Raw genomic sequence first — 15,378 nt, 5'->3', positions numbered from 1 at the left:
TTGCCCCGCGCCGAGCGGCGTCCGTATCGTTGCAGCGATGAACGCACTCACTGAAGACGACCTGATCATCGCGCTCGAGAAGGCTCTTCCCGAGATCGCGGAAGACCACCAGTCGGCCGCCACTCCGTGGAACCCGCACGACTGGGTGCCGTGGGACGAGGGACGCAACTTCGCCTTCCTCGGCGGCGACGACTACGACCCGTCGCAGGCGACACTGTCGGACGAGGCGCGTGCCGGGCTGCTGGCTCTGCTCCTCACCAAGGACAACCTGCCGTCGTACCACCGCGTGCTGGCGAAGCACTTCCCGGCCTTCTCCGAGTGGCGTCAGCTGATCGGTGTCTGGACCGCGGAGGACAACCGGCACTCGATCGTCCTGCGCGACTACCTCGTCGTGCGTCGCGCGATCGATCCGGTGGATGCCGAGAACCGGCGACTCGTCCACGTCACCAAGGGTTACCGGCAGACCCCCGAGCAGGTCGACCCGCTCGGACCGCTCGATGTGCTCGCACTGATGGCGGTGCACGAGAACCAGTGCGTCAGCTTCATCAAGCGACTCAGCGCGATCGCCGCCGACGACGTCCTGGAGCAGATCCTCACCAAGATCGCCGCCGACGACCAGCAGCAGGCCAACACCTTCGGTGCGTTCCTCAACGCCGGGATCATCGCCGATCAGGACGCCACCGTCATCGCGATCGACTCGGCCCTGGCGCTGGGTCGGGCCGAGGCGATCGGCCACGACATCGATGATTTCGATGCGGAGCGGGCGCTCCTGGCCGACTACGAGAACGAGGACACGTGGCGCGAGATCGCCGCGACCCTCGCCGATGCGGTCAAGCTCGACTCCATCGAGGGTCTGGGCGACGAGGCCGAGGCGGCGCGTCAGCGCATCCTCTCCCGCGCCCGCGGCTAGATGTTCTGACCCGCCAGGTTGGGTACGCGGTCGGCGGGTGAGTTGCCTCGGAGTGCGGTGTGGCCGCGTTCGTGATTGTAGATGCGAAGGAACTCGGGGAAGGCTGCGACGCGTTCGGTTTCACTGAGGTAGGGACGGGCGTAGGCCCATTCCTCCTGGAGGGTCCGGTTGAATCGTTCGACCTTGCCATTGGTTTGCGGCCGGTACGGTCTGGTCCACTTGTGCTTAATCCCGTTTTCGTCCAACAAGTCCCGGAATATTCGGGACCGGTAACAAGAGCCGTTGTCGGTCATCACTCGCGCGGTGGTGACACCGATCGAGGCGAAGTGCGCCAACGCCCGAGTCATGAACGCGGTCGCGGTTTCCTTCTTCTCATCAGCGAGGATCTCGGAGTAGGCGTAGCGGGAGTGGTCGTCGACGGCGTGATGCAGATACGCGTACCCCAGGTTGGGGCGGCCAGCAACTTTGCGGGTTCGTCCAGGCTCGCGGTGGGCACTGGAGTTGCGGGTGCCCTGGGCGCGGCCGTGTACGCGATGTCCACCGCCGTCGGGGATTCTGCCGAGCTTTTTGATGTCGACGTGGATCAAGTCTCCGGGCGCTTGGTGTTCGTACCGGCGAATCTCGCGTCTGCGGGCACGTACCGGCGCCCCGGTTGCCGGGTCGATCCACGACAGTCGTAGGCAGCCGTAGCGGGTGAGGATGCGGTGCACCGTGGAGACGTTCAACCCCAGGTGGTATCCGATCCGGGCTGGCCCCCAGCGGCGGGAGACGCGTAACCCGACGACCCGGCGTTCCCGGCGCCGGCTGGTGCGATGCGGACACGATCGGGGCCGGCTGGACCGATCACCCATTCCGGCCGGCCCGTGGTCGCGGTAGCGATCCGCCCATCGCTTGGCCGTGGTGACTGACACGTTGAACCGGTCAGCTGCGCGGCGCAGTGGCCACCGGTCGTCCACAACACACCGAGCCAGACGCAACCGGCCAGTCGGGGACAGCGGTGAATTACGGTGGGACATGAAGACCTCCGGGTTGAGGAGCGGTTCTTAGACAGCTCCACACCTCACTCGGAGGTCTTCCCTATGTCACGTCGACTCGCCGAACTCTGTACCTAACGTCCCGGGTCAGTACAGCTAGACACCGGGACACTTTCCCTACACGCGCGCACGGCGCCATCAGGACGACAAATGTCCTGGTGGCGCCGTTTGCGTCCCTGGGTCAGACGATACTGCGGTTAACGCGAAATTCACGCCGACACACCTGACTCCGGCGCGCCGCCGGCGAGGTCTGCGCGTACGTTGACGGTACGGACCGCGGGGAAGCGGTTCGTCCGGGAGGTTCGATTCGTGTATTGCACCAGCAGCGCGAGGGGACCGGCCCCGGTCCTCGTCCACCTCGGCTGACGCCGAGGGCAACGGACTTCGACCCGGCCGGTCAACGGCGAGAACAGGTTTGTGCGGGCGCCGCACGAACGTAGGAGCTCCACGTGACCACACGCACCTACGTCCTCGATACTTCCGTGCTGCTGTCCGACCCCTGGGCGGTCATGCGCTTCGCGGAGCACTCAGTGGTGTTGCCACTGGTGGTCATCAGCGAACTCGAGGGCAAACGCCACCACCACGAGCTCGGCTGGTTCGCACGTGAGGCGTTGCGCATGCTCGACGACCTGCGGCTCGCGCACGGTCGGCTCGACCTACCGATCGAGATCGGCGAGGAGGGCGGCACCCTTCAGGTGGAGCTCAACCACACCGATCCGGCCGTCCTGCCGGCCGGTTTCCGCACCGACAGCAACGATTCCCGGATTCTGGCCTGTGCCCTGAACCTTCGGGCCGAGGGCAAGGACGTGACCCTGGTGTCCAAGGACACCCCGCTGCGTGTGAAGGCCGGCGCGGTCGGTCTGGCTGCCGACGAGTACCACGCGCAGGACGTCGTCGTCTCCGGCTGGTCGGGGATGACCGAACTCGACGTCGAGACCTCGGCGATCGACGCACTGTTCGCCGACGGCGTCATCGACCTGGACGAGGCCAGGGAGTTGCCCTGTCACACCGGTATTCGTCTGCTCAGTCCGTCGTCGAGCGCCCTCGGACGCGTCAACGCGGAGAAGCGTGTGCAACTGGTGCGGGGAGATCGTGAGGCCTTTGGCCTGCACGGCCGTTCCGCGGAGCAGCGGGTCGCCCTGGACCTGCTGCTCGACGACAGCGTCGGCATCGTCTCGCTCGGCGGCAAGGCGGGCACCGGCAAGTCGGCGCTGGCCCTGTGTGCGGGCCTCGAGGCGGTTCTCGAACGACGGACCCAGCGGAAGGTGGTCGTGTTCCGGCCGCTGTACGCGGTCGGCGGCCAGCAGCTCGGCTACCTGCCGGGTGGCGAGGCCGAGAAGATGGGCCCGTGGGCGCAGGCGGTGTTCGACACCCTCGAGGGGCTCGCCTCACCGGAGGTCATCGAGGAGGTGTTGAGCCGCGGGATGCTGGAGGTGTTGCCGCTGACGCACATCCGCGGCCGGTCGCTGCATGATTCGTTCGTGATCGTCGACGAGGCGCAGTCGCTGGAACGCAACGTCCTGCTGACGGTGCTGTCGCGCCTGGGCTCGGGCTCGCGTGTGGTGCTCACCCACGATGTCGCTCAGCGCGACAACCTCCGCGTCGGCCGGCACGACGGCGTCGCCGCGGTCATCGAGAAGCTGAAGGGGCATCCGCTCTTCGCGCACATCACGCTCACCCGCAGCGAGCGGTCCCCGATCGCGGCGTTGGTGACGGAGATGTTGGAGGAGTTCGGGCCGTCCGCGCCGGGAGCGTAGCGAGCGGGCGGGTTGTGTCCGCGCCGGGAGCGTAGCGAGCGGGCGGGTTGTGTCCGCGCCGGGAGCGTAGCGAGTGTTCAGAGGAGGAAGGCCGCGACGATTCGCTGAGGGGAGTGAATCGTCGCGGCCTTCCGTCACGGTGGCCCACTGCTGAGTCTGCTGCTCTCGCAACGGATTTCTCGGTGGTGGGCCGGTCTCAGGGGTCGGGTCAGGCGGCGGTGCCGCCGAGGTCGCTGAGCGCGTTGAGCAGGTCGACGAGTGCGGTGAGGACTTCGATGTTCTCGAGGGAACCCATTTCTCTCCTTTGTCGGTGACTTTCCGTTCGGCGAGGTCGCTGCTCGAACGACGCCGTTACCGACGCTAACGATTATGTTTCGTTTCCGCAAAGAAAAGGTCGGTGAATTCTGCGTGGCCGCAACGCGGCAACGCATTTTCGGGCCGTTGTCCTGCGCGTCGAACAATGGATCATTTCCGATTTTCCTTCGACAATCGACGGGTGATCCGGCGGTCGCGGACAGTCGGGTGGGTCGGAGCGCTTGATCCGATCCTCACTGCACCGTGACCATCACGTGACTCACGGGGTCTTGCGCGCTGTCACACTGTTGTGGTGCTGAAGTTACTGATGAGGCGAATGAGACTGCTGGGACTATTGGTGATTGCGGTGCTGGCCGCGTGCGCTGGTGGTGCGGGTCAGGCCCTCGCCGATCCGGAGACGACGACACCGATCACGCCACCGACCACCCCGGGCAGCCCGTCGCTGCCGGGAATGGGGGAGGGCCTCGGCATCCCACTGCTCGACGAGGTGCTCAACCAACTGTCGGGCGACAACGGTTCCGCGAATGCTCCCGGCGGCGCCGGGGGCCCGACCGGTCAGATGATCGTCGTGACCGCGCCCAAGGCGTCGGACACCACCGCCACGCTCACGGCCTTCGAGAAGGGGAACGACGGCAGTTGGAAGCCGGTCCCCGGTCTCGGCCCGACCAAGGCATTCCTCGGCTCCCTGGGGATGGGCGAGCCGCAGGACAACGTGCCCCGCACCCCGGAGGGAACGTTCCCGCTCGACCAGGCCTTCGGTCGCCAGGAGAATCCGGGCACCAAGATGCCTTACCTCAAGGTCGATACGCAGGACTGGTGGGATTCCGATCCCAAGTCGCCGACCTACAACACCCACGTGCGTCAGCCCCAGAGTCCCGGTGGTGACAGCGAGAACCTGTACAACTCGGGTCCCGTCTACGACTACGCGGTCAACATCGCGCACAATCCGCAGCGCACGCCCGGCAAGGCGACGGCGATGTTCCTGCATGTGACCAACGACCAGCCGACGCTGGGCTGCGTCGCCATCGAGCGCGAGCTGATGAAGAAGATCCTCGTCTGGCTCGACCCCGCGAAGAGCCCGAAGATCACGATCGGCGTCAATCAGGGTGCGCCGACCGGCGAGGCGCCCGGAGCAACCCCTCAAACAACTCCGGGTGCCGCGCCGTCGACTCCCGACGTGCCGGCCTCCGACATGCTGACCGGACTGCTCTCGCAGCTGGTCGGTGCGGTTCCCGCCCTGTTCGGGCAGTTCACGGGTCGCTGATCTCGGAGCGAGCGTGCCGGCAGGCGGGGCAGAAGGTCTCCTCGACCCCGATGTGCCAGCCGTTGACCCTGGCCCACTGATCCCGATCGGGCTCGGCGAGTGGTCGTCGTAGGACGAAGCTGCGCCCGCAGCTGTCGCAGTTCCGGTCGGCCGAACCCTCGGTTTCGGCGAACAGCGGAGATATGACTGTCATGGCGGTGGACCTCTGGTGCTCGCTGTGTCGAATCGGTCCCGTCGGTTCGTCGGCGGACTCGGACGAGCGACCACCTCAGTGTCACCGGGTGTGACGTAGATCTCATAGGGCCGAATGGCACATGGTTCGGCGGACCGAGTGCAGGTCAGCGGTCGCGGGGTACCACCATCACCGGGCCTCGGGCCGAACGCAGGACCGAGAGGCTCGTCGAGCCCAGTCTCATGGCCGCGAAACCGCCGCGACCGCGCGCGCCCACGACGAGCAGTTGCGCAGCCTGGGCGTGGTCGAGCAAGGCGCGGGCAGGGCGGTCCCTGGTCACGGCACAGCGGACGGTGACCTGCGGATATCGGCGGCGCACCTCGTCGAGTTCGGCGTCGAGCCAGGCGTCGGCGCGGCTGCGGCGGCTCGGCCACTCGGACATCGTGCACGGCACGGACATGTCGGCGACATCGGTGTCGCACCAGGCGTGGACGACGGTGACCGGGACGCCGCGCAGGTCGGCCGCGGCGAACGCGGCGTCGACGGCGACTCGACCGCCCGGGGAGCCGTCGGTGCCGACCGCGATGCTCGCCTGGGACCAGTTCGACGTGGAGTCCCGGACGACCGTCAGCGGACATCTGCAGTGCTCGGCGAGTGTGGTGGTGATCGTGCCGAGGGCCACGCGGTGACCGGCCATGTGCCCGCGGTTGCCGACTACGAGCAGTCGGGCTCGATCCGATGCCTCGAGCAGGGCGGTGACCGGCGGGGAGTCGACGACCTGGGTCGTGATCTTCAGCGGGTCGGTTGAGTCGCTCGAGTCCTCGGCGACGCGGCGTGCCTCCGCCAGGGCGCGTTCGCATCGGGCTCGTAGCGGTTCGAGGACGTACGGATCGTCCGCCGAGAGATTCGCCGACGCGATCATCTCGATCTCCGACCGATGGAGGGCGGCGTCGCGCGCGGCCCAGCGGGCGGCGGCGCGGGCGGTGGCAGACCCGTCGACGCCGACGACGACAGGTCCGTCGGTGAATCTGGATGCGGTCACACGGCAGTCCCCCTGGAGGTCCACGCATCGGGTGCCGGGGTGCCGGCATCGCCCGTGTAATCCAGTAGATGCCCCGGCGAGGGGTGAGTCACCGGGTAAAGAGTCCCGTTGGATGGGGACCAATGACACGTGTCGTGCTCTAACCCGCAGGATATGGTAAGCGAATCACTCGCGAGCCTCGACTCAGTGCGCGTGACCCCGTCGCGCCGCTTTGGTGGCGTACACCGCCGCCTGCGTACGGCGCTCCATGCCGAGTTTGCCCAGCAGCCGGGACACGTAGTTCTTCACGGTCTTCTCCGCGAGATGCATCCGGGCGGCGATCTGCCGATTGGTCAGGCCCTCGCCGAGGAGGGCGAGCAGGGTGCTCTCCTGCTCGCTCAATCCGTCGCCGGGCTTTTCCTCTTTCTCGCGTTGGGTGCGCAACCGGTCCATCAGGGCTGCGGCCGCGCGGTTGTCGAGCAACGACCGTCCGGCGCCGACATCGGTGATGGCGCGGGCGAGTTCCATGCCGGTGATGTCCTTGATGACGTACCCGCTGGCGCCGGCGAGGATCGCGTCCATCATGGCCTCGTCGTCGGTCATCGAGGTCAGGATCAGGCAGCGCAACCCGTCGACTCGGCTGAGCAAGTCGCGGCACAGTTCGATCCCGTTGCCGTCGGGTAGGCGGACGTCGAGGACCGCGACGTCCGGTTGCACGGTCGGTATGCGGGCGAGGGCCTGCGCGCAGGTCGCGGCCTCGCCGACGACCCGGACGTTGTCATCGTGGTCCAGGAGTTCGACGAGACCCCGCCGGACGATCTCGTGGTCATCGACGAGGAAAACCGAGAACATCGGCCACACCTCCCTCCGGCGCAGGTGCCGTGAGACGAATTGTAGGTCGACCCCCGACGTGTTTCACCCAGATTGCCCGGACTGGCGGATTTCCACCTATACCCGAAATGTCCGATTCAACGGGGAAAACGAGGTCACGGAAATCCGAATTGATTTGCGGGGAGGATGATTCGAGGGCTTTCAGACTATCTGGCGAGAATTGGTCAACCCAATACTCAACGAAGCGGAGGGTATATCATTCGAAATATGGTCCGCGAATCCCGGGAACGCGGTGTGGGGTCTTCTGAGGTGCAGAATGAGTTGTCGCAGATGCGATTACGTGAGCTCCTCGATGAGGTCCGCGACCGGATAACGCAGATCGCCGATGTTCGTGACCGCATCGACGGTCTGCTCGAGGCCATGCTGATGGTCAGTTCCGATCTCGATCTGGAAACCACGCTCGAGGCCATCGTGTCTGCGGGCACACGATTGGTCGACGCCGAGTACGGGGCGGTCGGCGTCCTCGGCAGCGGACACGACCTGTCGGCCTTTCTGGCGCAGGGCATCGGCGAGGACGTCCGCGCCGAGATAGGGCACCTGCCGACAGGCCGCGGCGTGCTGGGGCAGCTCATCGACGACCCCCGGGTGTTACGGCTCACCGACCTGTCCGAGCATCCCGCGTCGGTGGGATTCCCGCCGAACCACCCGCCGATGACGAGCTTCCTGGGCGCCCCGATCCGGGTGCGCGACGAGATCTTCGGAAACCTGTACCTCACGGAGAAGAAGAACGGTGCTTTGTTCACCGAGGACGACGAACTCGTCATCCAGGCACTGGCGTCGGCGGCAGGTATCGCGATCGAGAACGCCCGGCTGTACGAACAGGCGCAGACCCAGCTCGCCTGGATCGAGGCGAATCGCGACGTGATCGCGGAGCTGTTGACCGGGGCCGATCAGCAGGACGTCCTCGAATCGATCGCCCGCAAGGTCCTCACGCTGGCCGACGCCGATCTGGTCTGCATCGCCGAACCCCACGACCACGAGATGCCGGCGGAATCGGTAGAGGAACTCGTCGTCACGGTCGCCGAAGGGGTCGACGCCGAGGTCTTCCGCGGACGAACGGTGCCGATCAAGGGGTCGACCTCGGGCGACGCCTTCGTTCGACGTCGGCCGGTCCTTCGCGAGGAGCTCGAGTACGACATCTCCGGGGATTCGTCCACGCAGCACAGCCCGGTGATGGTGGCGCCGCTGCGTACGGCGGAATCGACCCGCGGCGTGCTGATCGCCGTGCGGTCCAAAGGGCGCGACGGGTTCGCGGAGGACCTGCTGAGCCTGAGCGCGAACTTCGCCGACCAGGGGGCCCTGGCGCTGCAGCTGGCCAGCGCGACGAACCAGGCCCACGAGATGCGGGTCCTGGAGGATCGTGAACGGATCGCCCGTGACCTGCACGACCACGTGATCCAGCGGATCTTCGCCGAGGGGCTCACCCTGCAGGCGACGCTCCAACGCACCCAGTCGTCCGAGATCCGCGCGCGGCTGACGCGGTCCATCAACAATCTGCAGGACATCGTGCAGGACGTGCGTTCGACGATCTTCGACCTGCAGGCGGAGGAAACCGAGACCACCCGGCTCCGTCAGCGGGTGCAGGAGACGATCGACCAGCAGATCGATGACCTGCCCATACAGACCCATGTGCGGATGGCGGGCCCGCTGTCGATCGTCGAGCCGCGCCTCGCCGACCAAGTGGTCGCGGTGGTGCGTGAGGCCCTGAGCAACGCGGTCCGGTATGCCCACGCGACGACGGTGACGGTGGCGATCTCGGTCGGCGACGAGCTGGCCGTCGAGGTCACCGATGATGGAGTCGGGCTGCCCGAGGACGTCACGCCCAGTGGGCTGAAGAACCTCCGACACCGCGCGAAACAGTTGGGCGGGGCATTCGCCCTGAACACACCCGATTCGGGCCGCGGCCTGTCCGTGCGGTGGGCGGTACCGCTCTAGGGAGACAGCGCTGCCGGGTGAGGACGGTTCACGGACCGGTGCCCGGTTCGGCCGGCAGTCGCCAGGCCGAGGTCCGTTCGGTCACCCATGCCACGGCCTGCACTCCTGAAAGGAGGCCGAAGAGCACGATGAGCCAGATGGACAGGCCGACGAGCGCGCAGACCGCGAAGGCTGCGAGGAAAACGACGAGCACACCGGTGAGCGTGATGACCGGTCACCTCCCGACTGTCTCGGAGGGGACTCTCCCGGGCGTTCGAGAGACTGACCCCCCTACCTTCTCGTGTCGACGGCGTTCCCGGGAGGGCCCAAGGTCACAAGTCGACAGGGCCAACCTCGGGACCCTGCTGGTGTCCGGGCCGGTCAGCGGGTTCGCTTGAGCTCGAACCCGGCGACCCGTACGTCGTCCCGTGGCGCGGTCGCCCGGTCGATCTGGGCGCGGGCCTGATCGAGGACGGGCGTATCCGGGTCGAGGACCGACAGGTAGCGGTCGTGCGCGGCGAGGGACCGGACGGCCACTTCGAACTGCGCGTCGACGTCGACGGCATGGGTTGCCGCCGGCCCGTTCTCGAACAGCCACGCCGGAACCTCGCCGGAATGGGCCGACAGGGCGTCGTAGGCGTCGAGCACCGCCGCGGCGAACTCCATGTGGTCGCGCTGGTTCGGTTGGCCGGGCGCCCACTCCGGTCCGCCGTAGAGCGACAGGATGACCTGCGGCGCAATGCGTTCGACGGTCTCGGTGATCTTCGCGCGCAGTTCGGGGGTGTTGCGGATGTCGCTGTCGGGGAAACCCCAGAACTCCACCTCGTCGACGCCGACGATCTTCGCCGACGCACGCTGTTCGGCTTCCCGGAGTGGGCCGCATTCCGCCGGTGTCATGCCCTCGATCCCGCGTTCGCCGCTGGAGGCGAGCGCGTAGACCACACGCTTGCCCTCGCCGGTCCAGCGCGCGACCGCGGCGGCCATGCCGTACTCCGGGTCGTCGGGATGGGCGACGAGGACGAGCGCTGTCTGCCAGTCCGTGGGGAAGGGCTCCGGTGAGGTCATGACCAGACGGTACTCAGCGTTCCCGGTCGAGGTTGGCCATCTTGAGCACATCGAGACGTGCGTCGAGTTCCTCCTCGCTGAGCTTGTCGCCCACGAGGCCGCGATCGATGACGGTCTGCCGGATCGTCTTGCCCTCCTTGAGCGCCTGCTTGGCGACCGCGGCGGCCTCCTCGTAGCCGATCGCGCTGTTCAGCGGTGTGACGATCGACGGGGAGCTCTCGGCGAGGGTGCGGAGGCGATCGACGTTGGCCTGCAACCCGGAGATGCAGCGGTCGGCGAACAGCCGGGACACGTTGGCCAGCAACTTGAGTGACTCGAGCACGTTACGGGCCATCATCGGGATGTAGACGTTGAGCTCGAAGGCGCCGTTGCCGCCGCCCCAGGTGACCGCCGCGTCGTTGCCGACGACCTGCGCGGCGACCTGCGTGACCGCTTCGGGCAGAACGGGATTGACCTTGCCCGGCATGATCGAGCTGCCCGGCTGGAGGTCGGGGAGCAGGATCTCGCCCAGGCCGGTCAGCGGTCCCGAGCCCATCCACCGGACGTCGTTGGCGATCTTGGTGAGCGATACCGCGATCGTCTTCAGCTGCCCGGACAGTTCGACGAGGCCGTCGCGGGCGGCCTGTGCCTCGAAGTTGTCCTTGGCGAGGGAGAGCTCCTCGACGCCGGTGCGGCGGACGAGTTCGGCGACCACCTTGGTGCCGAACCCGGCCGGGGCGTTGAGCCCGGTGCCGACCGCGGTGCCGCCGATGGGCAGTTCGCCGACACGCGGGAGGGTCGCGGTGACGCGCTCGATGCCCGCCTCGACCTGCCGTGCGTATCCGGCGAATTCCTGACCCAGGGTCACCGGCACCGCGTCCATCAGGTGGGTGCGGCCGCTCTTGACGACGTCACGCCACTCGGTCGCTTTGTCCGCCAGGGACTTCCGGAGATGCTCGAGTGCCGGGACGAGATCGGTGACGACCGCCTCGGTCGCCGCGACATGGGTGGCGGTGGGGAAGGTGTCGTTCGACGACTGCGACATGTTGACGTGATCGTTGGGGTGCACGTCGACGCCGTTGGCCTTCGCGATCGACGCGATGACCTCGTTGGTGTTCATGTTCGAACTCGTGCCCGATCCGGTCTGGAAGACGTCGATCGGGAACTGGTCGTCGTGTTTGCCGTCGGCGATCTCGGTGGCCGCCGCGATGATCGCGTCGGCCCGCTCCGCGTCGAGCAGTCCGAGATCGGAGTTGACCGTGGCACAGGCCGCCTTCAACAGGCCCATCGCGCGGATCTGCGTCCGTTCCAGCGGGCGGTGGCTGATGGGGAAGTTCTCCACCGCGCGCTGGGTCTGGGCGCGCCACAGAGCATCGATGGGGACCTGCACCTCGCCCATCGTGTCGTGCTCGGTGCGGAATTCCTGCTTGCCCTGTGCCTGGGTCATAGGTGTTCTACTCCTTCGATCGAATCCTTATGCCGCTCAGCGGGACGTTGACGGACCCGCTCGGGTCGGTGAAAAAGTCGTTGCCCTTGTCGTCAACAACGATGAAGGCCGGGAAATTCTCGACCTCGATCTTCCACACCGCTTCCATACCCAGTTCGGGGTACTCGATAATCTCCTGGCTCTTGATGCAGTCGAGCGCCAGACGGGCCGCCGGGCCGCCGATCGAGCCCAGGTAGAAGCCGCCGTGCGAGTTGCACGCCTCGGTGACCTGCTTGGATCGGTTGCCCTTGGCGAGCATGACCATGGAGCCGCCCGCGGCCTGGAACTGCTCGACGTAGGAGTCCATGCGGCCGGCGGTCGTGGGGCCGAACGAACCCGACGCCATGCCCTCGGGCGTCTTGGCCGGACCGGCGTAGTAGACGGGATGGTCGCGCAGGTAATCGGGCATCGGCTCGCCGGCGTCGAGGCGTTCCTTGATCTTGGCGTGGGCGATGTCGCGGGCCACCACCAGCGGGCCGGTCAGCGACAGGCGCGTCTTCACCGGGTACTGCGACAGCTGGGCCAGGATCTCCGACATCGGGCGGTTCAGGTCGACCTCGACCACCTCGCCGCCCGAGATGTCCTCGGCCACACCGGCAGCCGGCATGTACTTGGCCGGGTCGGTCTCGAGCTGCTCGAGGAACACGCCGTCGGCGGTGATCTTGCCGAGAGCCTGACGGTCGGCCGAACACGAGACCGCGATGGCCACCGGGCACGACGCGCCGTGGCGCGGCAGGCGGACCACGCGGACGTCGTGGCAGAAGTACTTGCCGCCGAACTGGGCGCCGATACCGAAGGACTGGGTCAGTGTGAAGACCTCGTCCTCGAGTTCGAGGTCGCGGAAGCCGTGCGCCGACATCGAACCCTGCGTCGGCAGGTTGTCGAGGTAGTGCGCCGAAGCGTATTTCGCGGTCTTGAGTGCGAATTCGGCTGAGGTGCCACCGATCACGACGGCGAGGTGGTACGGCGGGCAGGCCGCGGTGCCGAGCGAGCGGATCTTCTCGTCGAGGAACTTCAGGATCGACTTCGGGTTCAGGATGGCCTTGGTCTCCTGGAACAGGAAGGACTTGTTGGCCGAACCGCCACCCTTGGCCATGAACAGGAACTTGTACTCCGGGCCCTTGGGTCCCTGTTCGGTGGCGTAGATCTCCACCTGGGCCGGGAGGTTGGTTCCCGTGTTCTTCTCCTCGTACGTGGTCAGCGGAGCGAGCTGCGAGTAGCGCAGGTTGAGTTGGGTGTAGGCGTCGTAGACACCCTTCGAGATCGCCTCGGCGTCGTCGGTGCCGGTCAGCACGCCCTCGCTCTTCTTGCCCATCACGATCGCGGTGCCGGTGTCCTGGCACATCGGCAGCACGCCGCCTGCGGAGATGTTGACGTTCTTGAGCAGGTCGAGCGCCACGAAGCGGTCGTTGCCCGACGCCTCCGGGTCGTCGATGATCTTGCGGAGCTGCGCGAGATGAGCCGGGCGCAGGTAGTGGCTGATGTCGTGCATCGCCTCGGCGGTGAGCTTGCGGATCGCCTCCGGCTCCACCTTGAGGAAGGTCTGTCCGCCGGCTTCGAACGTTGAGACGCCCTCGGTGGTGATGAGCCGGTAAGGGGTCTCGTCGGCGCCGATGGGGAGCAGATCAGAGTAGAGAAACTCGGGGGCTGAGGCTGGTTTACTCACGCACCGGATCGTATCGCCCCAGCAGAACGGCCCCACGTCAGAGGTGACCGGACTCGTGAGGTGGATCACGGTCACGGCTCCCCGACGCGGGGCCGGTGCTGGGTCTCAGACCAAGGTGTCAGAGATTGATGCGGGCGTACTCGCGCAGCTTCGCCGGCTTGTGGACGGCCTCGATGCGGCGGACGGTGCCCGACTTGGAGCGCATGACCAGCGAACGGGTCGTCGCACCGTTGGGGCGGTAGGTGACGCCGCGCAGCATGTCGCCGTTGGTCACGCCGGTCGCGCAGAAGAAGGAGTTCTCGCCGCTCACCAGGATGTCGTTGGTGAGGACGCGGTCGAGGTCGTGGCCGGCGTCGATGGCCTTCTGGCGCTCCTCGTCGTTGCGCGGCCACAGCTTGCCCTGGATCTCGCCGCCCATGCACTTCATCGCCACGGCGGTGATGATGCCCTCGGGGGTGCCGCCGACGCCCATGAGCATGTCTACGGTCGAGTAGTCGTCGGCGGCCGCGACCGCTCCGGCCACGTCGCCGTCGGAGATGAGGCGGATCTTGGCGCCGGCCTGGCGGATCTCGCCGATGAGGTCGGCGTGACGGGGGCGATCGAGGACGATGACGGTCAGGTCGGCCACGTCGATGCCCTTGGCCTTGGCGACCGAGTTGATGTTCCACTCGACCGACTCGTTGATGTTGATGGCGCCCTTGGCGTCGGGACCGACGGCGATCTTGTCCATGTAGAAGACGGCCGAAGGGTCGTACATGGTGCCGCGCTCGCTGACCGCGATCACCGAGATCGAGTTGGGCCGGCCCTCGGCCATCAGGGTGGTGCCGTCGATGGGGTCGACCGCGACGTCGCAGTCGGGGCCCTCGCCGTTGCCGACCTCCTCGCCGTTGTACAGCATCGGCGCCTCGTCCTTCTCGCCCTCACCGATCACGACGACACCGCGCATCGACACCGTCGAAAGGAGCTGACGCATCGCGTCGACCGCCGCGCCGTCGCCGCCGTTCTTGTCGCCGCGACCAACCCACCGGCCGGCAGCGAGTGCAGCCGACTCGGTCACGCGGACCAGTTCCATCGCGAGGTTGCGATCGGGTGCTTGGTGGCTGCTGGCTGTCATCGGCTTCGGCTCCTCAGGTGTGGCCCGGATCCCAGTGGGGCGCAGCCCTTGGGATCCGTGGGTGTGGCGGTGATCTCAGGGATCATCCTTGCATGTCACACCGGCCGTTCGGTGACTGACCCTGGTGGTGGGATACTCGGCCTCATGGCAGACAAACCGCGCATTCTCATCAACGGCAAGGACATGTTCTGGTCGTTGGTGCCGCTGCTCGCGCTCATCGCGTTGGTGGCGATCGCGTCGGGGAATTGCTCGGTCGGACTGAACCAGGACCCGGCGGACAGCAAGGTGCCCGCGTTCGACGTGGTCACCGCATTGGACGCCGACGCCCGACAGATGCCGTTCCCGATCCGCCGCCCGCCGACACCGGAGGGATGGAAGCCGAACTCCGGCTCGTCGGACGCGATCGAGGGACACCGGGTCAGCACGGTCGGCTGGCTCAGCGCGAGTAAGGCCTACGTGCAGCTGAGCCAGACCGACGCGTCGGAGGACCTGCTGGTGCCGTACCTCGGTGGCAGCGGGACCGACTACGGCGACGTCGGTGCCACCGGCACCCGCGAGGCGGGCGGCCGGCAATGGGTGACCTACGAGACCGCCGAGGGCAAGAAGTTCTGGATCACCGACTTCGGCAGCGTGCGCGTGGGCGTGCTGTCCCGCGGACCCGACGCCGACATCGAGACGATCGCGGCGTCGGTGGCGACGCAGCAGCCGCTCGACGCCTGAGCGCGGAAAACCGCCTGTAAGTGCCGCTGAGAACCGCCCCCGAAGAGCACCCTCCAGAGAGTCGCCGATG

Annotated in this window: 14 protein-coding genes; 5 read left to right on the top strand and 9 right to left on the bottom strand. The window is 67.0% G+C overall.

The genetic code is table 11. The features are described from left to right. Window positions 1–37 precede the first annotated feature (37 nt). Window positions 38–910: an acyl-ACP desaturase gene (locus C5O27_RS19555; protein WP_006357720.1), complete on the top strand. Its 873-nt coding sequence runs from the start codon at window positions 38–40 to the stop codon at window positions 908–910. Here C5O27_RS19555 and C5O27_RS19550 read toward each other — a convergent pair. Beyond that, window positions 907–1,926, bottom strand: coding sequence for an IS481 family transposase (locus C5O27_RS19550; protein WP_127963440.1), 1,020 nt, complete (start codon window positions 1,924–1,926; stop codon window positions 907–909). The two genes, C5O27_RS19555 and C5O27_RS19550, sit on opposite strands and share 4 nt — an antisense overlap. 467 nt (window positions 1,927–2,393) lie before the next feature. Between C5O27_RS19550 and phoH2 the strand changes: the two genes are divergently transcribed. Both phoH2 and C5O27_RS19540 read left to right on the top strand, forming a co-directional pair. Beyond that, window positions 2,394–3,701, top strand: coding sequence for an RNA 5'-3' helicase PhoH2 (gene phoH2, locus C5O27_RS19545; protein WP_127963439.1), 1,308 nt, complete (start codon window positions 2,394–2,396; stop codon window positions 3,699–3,701). Between the two features lie 631 nt (window positions 3,702–4,332). Then, entirely contained in the window at window positions 4,333–5,280 is a 948-nt protein-coding gene (locus tag C5O27_RS19540) for a L,D-transpeptidase family protein (RefSeq protein ID WP_127963438.1), read from the top strand. On the opposite strand, the gene C5O27_RS19535 is transcribed toward C5O27_RS19540, so the two are convergent. The 3 genes from C5O27_RS19535 to C5O27_RS19525 form a co-directional block, all read right to left on the bottom strand. Then, window positions 5,267–5,473, bottom strand: a complete 207-nt coding sequence (locus tag C5O27_RS19535; protein WP_035750516.1) for a hypothetical protein — start codon at window positions 5,471–5,473, stop codon at window positions 5,267–5,269. The two genes, C5O27_RS19540 and C5O27_RS19535, sit on opposite strands and share 14 nt — an antisense overlap. Window positions 5,474–5,618: 145 nt before the next feature. Beyond that, window positions 5,619–6,494: a universal stress protein gene (locus C5O27_RS19530; RefSeq protein WP_127963437.1), complete on the bottom strand. Its 876-nt coding sequence runs from the start codon at window positions 6,492–6,494 to the stop codon at window positions 5,619–5,621. 183 nt (window positions 6,495–6,677) lie between these two features. Then, window positions 6,678–7,325 (bottom strand): response regulator, encoded by a 648-nt coding sequence (locus C5O27_RS19525; protein WP_006357724.1) that lies wholly within the window; start codon window positions 7,323–7,325, stop codon window positions 6,678–6,680. A 246-nt stretch (window positions 7,326–7,571) separates the two neighbouring features. On the opposite strand from C5O27_RS19525, the gene C5O27_RS19520 reads away from it, so the two are divergent. Then, window positions 7,572–9,299 (top strand): GAF domain-containing sensor histidine kinase, encoded by a 1,728-nt coding sequence (locus tag C5O27_RS19520; protein ID WP_127963436.1) that lies wholly within the window; start codon window positions 7,572–7,574, stop codon window positions 9,297–9,299. 28 nt (window positions 9,300–9,327) lie between these two features. On the opposite strand, the gene C5O27_RS19515 is transcribed toward C5O27_RS19520, so the two are convergent. The 5 genes from C5O27_RS19515 to glpX all read right to left on the bottom strand — a co-directional run bounded on the left by C5O27_RS19515 (window position 9,328) and on the right by glpX (window position 14,588). Beyond that, window positions 9,328–9,492, bottom strand: coding sequence for a hypothetical protein (locus C5O27_RS19515; RefSeq protein ID WP_006357726.1), 165 nt, complete (start codon window positions 9,490–9,492; stop codon window positions 9,328–9,330). A 167-nt stretch (window positions 9,493–9,659) separates the two neighbouring features. After that, a complete protein-coding gene (locus C5O27_RS19510) occupies window positions 9,660–10,343 on the bottom strand; it encodes a PIG-L deacetylase family protein (protein ID WP_127963434.1) in 684 nt (227 codons plus the stop codon). Between the two features lie 13 nt (window positions 10,344–10,356). After that, the gene (locus tag C5O27_RS19505; RefSeq protein WP_127963433.1) at window positions 10,357–11,769 is read right to left on the bottom strand and encodes a class II fumarate hydratase; all 1,413 of its coding nucleotides are present in this window, start codon (window positions 11,767–11,769) and stop codon (window positions 10,357–10,359) included. A 7-nt stretch (window positions 11,770–11,776) separates the two neighbouring features. Continuing rightward, window positions 11,777–13,474 carry a fumarate hydratase gene (locus tag C5O27_RS19500; protein WP_127963432.1) on the bottom strand — a complete coding sequence of 566 codons (1,698 nt, stop codon included), beginning with the start codon at window positions 13,472–13,474 and terminating at the stop codon, window positions 11,777–11,779. Window positions 13,475–13,592: 118 nt separating this feature from the next. Then, window positions 13,593–14,588: a class II fructose-bisphosphatase gene (glpX, locus tag C5O27_RS19495; RefSeq protein ID WP_006357730.1), complete on the bottom strand. Its 996-nt coding sequence runs from the start codon at window positions 14,586–14,588 to the stop codon at window positions 13,593–13,595. 144 nt (window positions 14,589–14,732) lie between these two features. Between glpX and C5O27_RS19490 the strand changes: the two genes are divergently transcribed. Beyond that, entirely contained in the window at window positions 14,733–15,308 is a 576-nt protein-coding gene (locus C5O27_RS19490; protein ID WP_127963431.1) for a DUF4245 domain-containing protein, read from the top strand. Window positions 15,309–15,378: the final 70 nt, after the last annotated feature.

It is taken from the genome of Gordonia alkanivorans (genome assembly GCF_004011905.1).
Classification (GTDB): domain Bacteria; phylum Actinomycetota; class Actinomycetes; order Mycobacteriales; family Mycobacteriaceae; genus Gordonia; species Gordonia alkanivorans.
The sequence above is the reverse complement of the archived record's forward strand: the minus strand, read 5'-3'. Positions and strand labels throughout refer to the sequence as shown.

Excerpts from the sequence above, each read along its gene's own strand:
- C5O27_RS19555 (WP_006357720.1), top strand. The coding sequence starts at position 38 with ATGAACGCACTCACTGAAGACGACCTGATCATCGCGCTCGAGAAGGCT.
- C5O27_RS19550 (WP_127963440.1), bottom strand. The coding sequence starts at position 1,926 with ATGTCCCACCGTAATTCACCGCTGTCCCCGACTGGCCGGTTGCGTCTG.
- C5O27_RS19540 (WP_127963438.1), top strand. The coding sequence starts at position 4,333 with ATGAGACTGCTGGGACTATTGGTGATTGCGGTGCTGGCCGCGTGCGCT.
- C5O27_RS19535 (WP_035750516.1), bottom strand. The coding sequence starts at position 5,473 with ATGACAGTCATATCTCCGCTGTTCGCCGAAACCGAGGGTTCGGCCGAC.
- C5O27_RS19525 (WP_006357724.1), bottom strand. The coding sequence starts at position 7,325 with ATGTTCTCGGTTTTCCTCGTCGATGACCACGAGATCGTCCGGCGGGGT.
- C5O27_RS19520 (WP_127963436.1), top strand. The coding sequence starts at position 7,572 with ATGGTCCGCGAATCCCGGGAACGCGGTGTGGGGTCTTCTGAGGTGCAG.
- C5O27_RS19510 (WP_127963434.1), bottom strand. The coding sequence starts at position 10,343 with ATGACCTCACCGGAGCCCTTCCCCACGGACTGGCAGACAGCGCTCGTC.
- C5O27_RS19505 (WP_127963433.1), bottom strand. The coding sequence starts at position 11,769 with ATGACCCAGGCACAGGGCAAGCAGGAATTCCGCACCGAGCACGACACG.
- glpX (WP_006357730.1), bottom strand. The coding sequence starts at position 14,588 with ATGACAGCCAGCAGCCACCAAGCACCCGATCGCAACCTCGCGATGGAA.
- C5O27_RS19490 (WP_127963431.1), top strand. The coding sequence starts at position 14,733 with ATGGCAGACAAACCGCGCATTCTCATCAACGGCAAGGACATGTTCTGG.